4 protein-coding genes are annotated in these 4,219 nt (G+C 73.1%); 1 reads left to right on the plus strand and 3 read right to left on the minus strand.

What is annotated here, in order from left to right:
- Positions 1–71: 71 nt before the first annotated feature.
- Positions 72–1,352: a solute carrier family 23 protein gene (locus MHY29_RS11440; RefSeq protein WP_239241327.1), complete on the plus strand. Its 1,281-nt coding sequence runs from the start codon at positions 72–74 to the stop codon at positions 1,350–1,352.
- Positions 1,353–1,449: 97 nt separating this feature from the next.
- Here MHY29_RS11440 and MHY29_RS11445 read toward each other — a convergent pair whose 3' ends face one another.
- The 3 genes from MHY29_RS11445 to MHY29_RS11455 all read right to left on the minus strand — a co-directional run bounded on the left by MHY29_RS11445 (position 1,450) and on the right by MHY29_RS11455 (position 3,856).
- Positions 1,450–2,193, minus strand: coding sequence for a hypothetical protein (locus tag MHY29_RS11445; RefSeq protein WP_239241325.1), 744 nt, complete (start codon positions 2,191–2,193; stop codon positions 1,450–1,452).
- Between the two features lie 224 nt (positions 2,194–2,417).
- Positions 2,418–3,140 (minus strand): dienelactone hydrolase family protein, encoded by a 723-nt coding sequence (locus tag MHY29_RS11450; RefSeq protein WP_224355897.1) that lies wholly within the window; start codon positions 3,138–3,140, stop codon positions 2,418–2,420.
- A gap of 176 nt (positions 3,141–3,316) precedes the next feature.
- The gene (locus MHY29_RS11455) at positions 3,317–3,856 is read right to left on the minus strand and encodes a YceI family protein (RefSeq protein WP_224355898.1); all 540 of its coding nucleotides are present in this window, start codon (positions 3,854–3,856) and stop codon (positions 3,317–3,319) included.
- Between the last annotated feature and the right edge of the window lie 363 nt (positions 3,857–4,219).

Genomic DNA, 4,219 nt, shown 5'->3' on the forward strand with positions numbered 1-4,219 from the left:
ACCGTGCCGGACACGTCCCCGGGCCCGGCCCCGCCGTCCGCTCGTGGCGCCTCCACGGCGACGGGCGCACCATCACCCCCGGCACGGTCGTCGCCCCCGACGAGCGCCTCTCCTGGGGCCGCACGGTGGGGATCGGCGTGCAGCACGTGATGGCCATGTTCGGCGCCACGGTGCTCGTGCCCGCCATCACCGGCATGCCCGCGACGACGGCGCTGCTGTTCTCCGGCCTCGGCACCCTGCTCTTCCTGCTGATCACGGGCAACCGGCTGCCCTCGTACCTGGGCAGCTCGTTCGCGTTCATCGCCCCGCTCACGGCCGCGAGCGCCTCGCACAGCGTGGGCGCCGCGCTCGGGGGCATCGCCGCGACCGGCGTGCTGCTCATGGTGATCGGCGTCGTCGTGGGGTGGGCCGGGACCGGCTGGATCCACGCGCTGATGCCCCCGGCGGTGATGGGCACGATCGTGGCGCTGATCGGACTGAACCTGGCCGGGGCGACGACGCAGGCCATGCAGGAGGTGCCGCTGACCACCTTCGGCACGGCGCTGGCCGTGGTGCTCACCGCCGTGCTGTTCAAGGGCCTGCTGGGGCGGCTGTCCATCCTGGTGGGCATCGTCGTCGGCTACCTGCTGGCCCTGGCGCAGGGCCAGGTGGACTTCACCGCGGTGGGGCAGGCCGCGTGGGTGGGGCTGCCGCCGTTCCACACGCCCGAGCTGCACTGGTCCCTGCTGCCGCTGTTCCTCCCGGTGGTGCTGGTGCTGATCGCGGAGAACATCGGGCACGTGCGCACCGTGGGCCTGATGACCAAGCGCGACCTGGATCCGCTGACCGGCCGCGCGCTGCTGGCCGACGGCCTGGCGACCACGCTCTCCGGGCTGGGCGGCGGCGTCGGGACGACGACGTACGCGGAGAACATCGGCGTGATGGCCTCCTCGAAGGTGTACTCCACCGCGGCCTACTGGGTGGCGGGCCTGACCGCGATCGCCCTCGCGTTCCTGCCGAAGTTCGGCGCCGCGGTCGCGACGATCCCGGCGGGGGTGGCCGGCGGGGCGGGCATCATCCTCTACGGGATGATCGGCGTGATGGGCGTGCGCATCTGGGTGCAGAACCGCGTGGACTTCTCCAACACCATCAACCTCATGACCGCAGGCGCGGGCCTGATCGTGGCGATCGCGAACCCGGAGCTCGTCGTGGGCGGCCTGGTGTTCGGCGGCATCACGCTGGGCACGCTGACGGCGCTGGTGGTCTACCACCTGATGACGCTGGTGGCGCGGGTGCGGGGCACCGAGCCCGTGGACGAGGACACCGAGGACCCGGCCAGCTACCGCGCGGCCGAGGCGGGCCGCCTGGGCTGAGCCGGCCCCGTCCCTCGACGTGCCCCGCGCACGGAACGGTTCTGGACGCGCAGACCGCTCCGTGCGCGGGGCTCGTCACCGGGTGGGGCGGCGACCCTCAGCGCGAGGTGCCGCCCCGTCGGCCGCGGGCCACGCCCACGAACGACTGCACGAGCTCCGAGTCCTGCTCCTTGAGCCACGCCAGGCCGACATCCCAGCCGGGGTGGCGCGGCGCCGTCGTCGCGGGAGCGTCCGCACCGTCCGGCACGACGCCGTCCCCCTCCTCCGCCACCTCGGCGCGGGTGGCCGCGGCCTCCCGGTCGGCGCGGGAGAGGCCGACGACGTCGTCGAGCTCGCAGGCCACCGGCAGGACGACGACGTCCTTGCGGCCGAACACGCGGGCCACGGACTGCGGGAGCACCACGTGCCCCACGCCGGAGGCGACGATCTCGAGCGCCATGCGCTCCCCCGCACCGGGCAGCTCGGCCGAGTCCAGGGGGTTGGAGGCCGCCCCCGGCTCGAGAGCGAAGCGGGCGGGGTCCATGTGCTCGGCCGGGTCGAGCTCGGCGAGCGGCACGGGGCCGTCCGCCTCGAGGTCCCACGCGGCCAGGAGGTGCTCCTTGCCCACGCAGACCACGGGCAGCTCGGAGTACACCCCCACCACGTGCACGAACCGGGGGTCCACGCCGGACTCCCGCAGCACCGACTCCACGCCGGCATCGCGCAGCCACCGGACGTATCCCAGCTGGGGCAGCGGGTGCAGGGGCGCCCCGGCGGCGTCGTGCGCCAGGTGCGCGGCCTGCTGCGCCTCCTCGTGGTTCACGAGCTGCACCGTCCGCGCGCGCGAGCTGAACCGCTGCACCCACGTGGACGGCGTCGCACCGGGGATCGTCGCGAGGAACAGGGTCTCGGGGGGCGTGGGCAGGTCGGCCGGGGCCGCGGGCGTCTGCCGAGCCCCGGCCTTCCCGGCCGCCTTCCCGACGCCGCCGCGCGCCCCCGCCTTGCCGGCGGGCGTCGACCGGGCGGGTCCGCCGCGGGAGGCCTTGCCGGAGGAGCGGCCGCCGCCGCGGACGCCTCGGGACCCGCTCAGCGGACCTTCTCCTTCAGGAAGGAGACGGCGCGGTCCCAGGCGAGCTGCGCGGCCTCGGGGCGGTAGTTGCCCTGGGGGTTCTCGTCGTTGTGGAACGCGTGCGGGGCGTCGTAGTAGAAGTACTCGACCTCGGCGCCGGACTCCTCGCGGATCTGCCGCTCCTGCTTCTTCGCATCCTCCACGGGGAAGAAGTCGTCCTGCTCGGCATAGTGGCCCTGGATCGCGGCGGTCACGCCCTCGAACGAGCCGGGCACGCCCTGGCCCACGCCGTAGAACGGCACGGCCGCGGAGACCTTGTCCCCCTGCTGGGCCGCAAGCGCCAGCACGAAGCCGCCGCCCATGCAGAAGCCGATCGCCTCGACCCTCGACGAGGTGACCTCGTCGCGGGCCAGCAGCCAGTCCACGGCGCCGGCCAGCTGGCGGGCCCCCTCCTCCGCGGGGAGGTTCTGCATCATCTCGCCGGCCTCGTCGCCGTCGTGGGCGATCCAGCCGCCGAACAGGTCCGGGGCGAGGGCCACGAAGCCCTCCTCCGCGAGGCGGTCGCAGACGTCCTTGATGTGGTCCACCAGGCCCCACCACTCCTGGATGACGATCACGGCCGGTCCCTTCCCGGCGGCCGGGAGGGCGAGGTAGCCGTGGCCGGTCTGATCGCCGTGGGCGGCGTCCTTGGTGGGCAGCGGGAACGAGACGTTCTGGTGCGGGGTCTTGGAAGCCATCATGCGGACCACCCTAGGGGCCGCGCGGACGCCACAGGCACCCCCGCCCGCCCCTTCTGGCCCCGCACACACGACGACGCCGGCCGCCCCGGGGAGGGGGCGACCGGCGTCGTGGGGATGTCACCGGGGAGAGACGGTCGGCCCCGGTGCGGGAGGGCCCGTGCGGGCCCGGGGCCTGCTCAGGCCTCGGGCAGCACGAAGGCGGCGCCGATCTCGATCTTCACCTTGTCGGAGACCATCACGCCGCCGGCCTCGGTGGCGGCGTTCCAGGTCAGGCCGAAGTCCTTGCGGGAGATCTCGCCCTTGGCCTCGAAGCCCACGCGGGTGGCGCCGAAGGCGTCCTTGTCCTGGCCGCCGAACTCGGCCTCGAGCTCCACGGTCTTGGTGACGCCGTGGATGGTCAGCTCGCCGACCACGGTGAAGTCCTCGGCCTCGCCGCGGACCTCGGTGGAGCGGAAGGTCATCTGCGGGAACTGCTCGACGTCGAAGAAGTCGGCGGAGCGCAGGTGCTGGTCGCGGCCCTCGTTCTTGGTGTTGATGGAGGCCATGTCCACGGTGACCTGCACGGAGGACTGGTTGAAGTCCTCGGCCACCACGAGCTGGCCGTCCACGGTGTGGAAGGTGCCGCGGACCTTCGAGATGCCGGCGTGGCGGATGACGAAGTCGACGTCGGAGTGGGCGGCGTCGAGGTTCCAGGTGCCGGGGGTGATCTGAGCCATGGGTGTTCTCCTTCGAGAGGTTCTGCTGCGCCGCGGAGGAGGCTTCCTCCGTGCTTGCTTCAAATCCAAACATCACGGACGGGCGTCTGTCCAGAGCCGGGTGGTGAAAAGTTGAAACACTTCGTCACGGTTCATGCATGAAGTCAATGATCACGAGGATCCGCCTCACGGCGGCGTGGCGTAGGCCACGTCTCACGCCCCCTCCCGCGAGCATGTAGCCTGAATCACGCGGACGTCCACCCGCGTCCGCGCCGAGCGCCGACCCGCGCCGACCGAGACGGACCCTCACCTGGTCCTGCCGCCCGACCACCGCGCGAGGCACCCCGCCCGCGGCGCCGTCGTCGGCCCCCACCAGACCCGAGC

This window comes from Micrococcus sp. ACRRV (genome assembly GCF_022346985.1).
Lineage (GTDB): Bacteria > Actinomycetota > Actinomycetes > Actinomycetales > Micrococcaceae > Micrococcus > Micrococcus porci.

Excerpts from the sequence above, each read along its gene's own strand:
- MHY29_RS11450 (WP_224355897.1), bottom strand. The coding sequence starts at position 3,140 with ATGATGGCTTCCAAGACCCCGCACCAGAACGTCTCGTTCCCGCTGCCC.
- MHY29_RS11455 (WP_224355898.1), bottom strand. The coding sequence starts at position 3,856 with ATGGCTCAGATCACCCCCGGCACCTGGAACCTCGACGCCGCCCACTCC.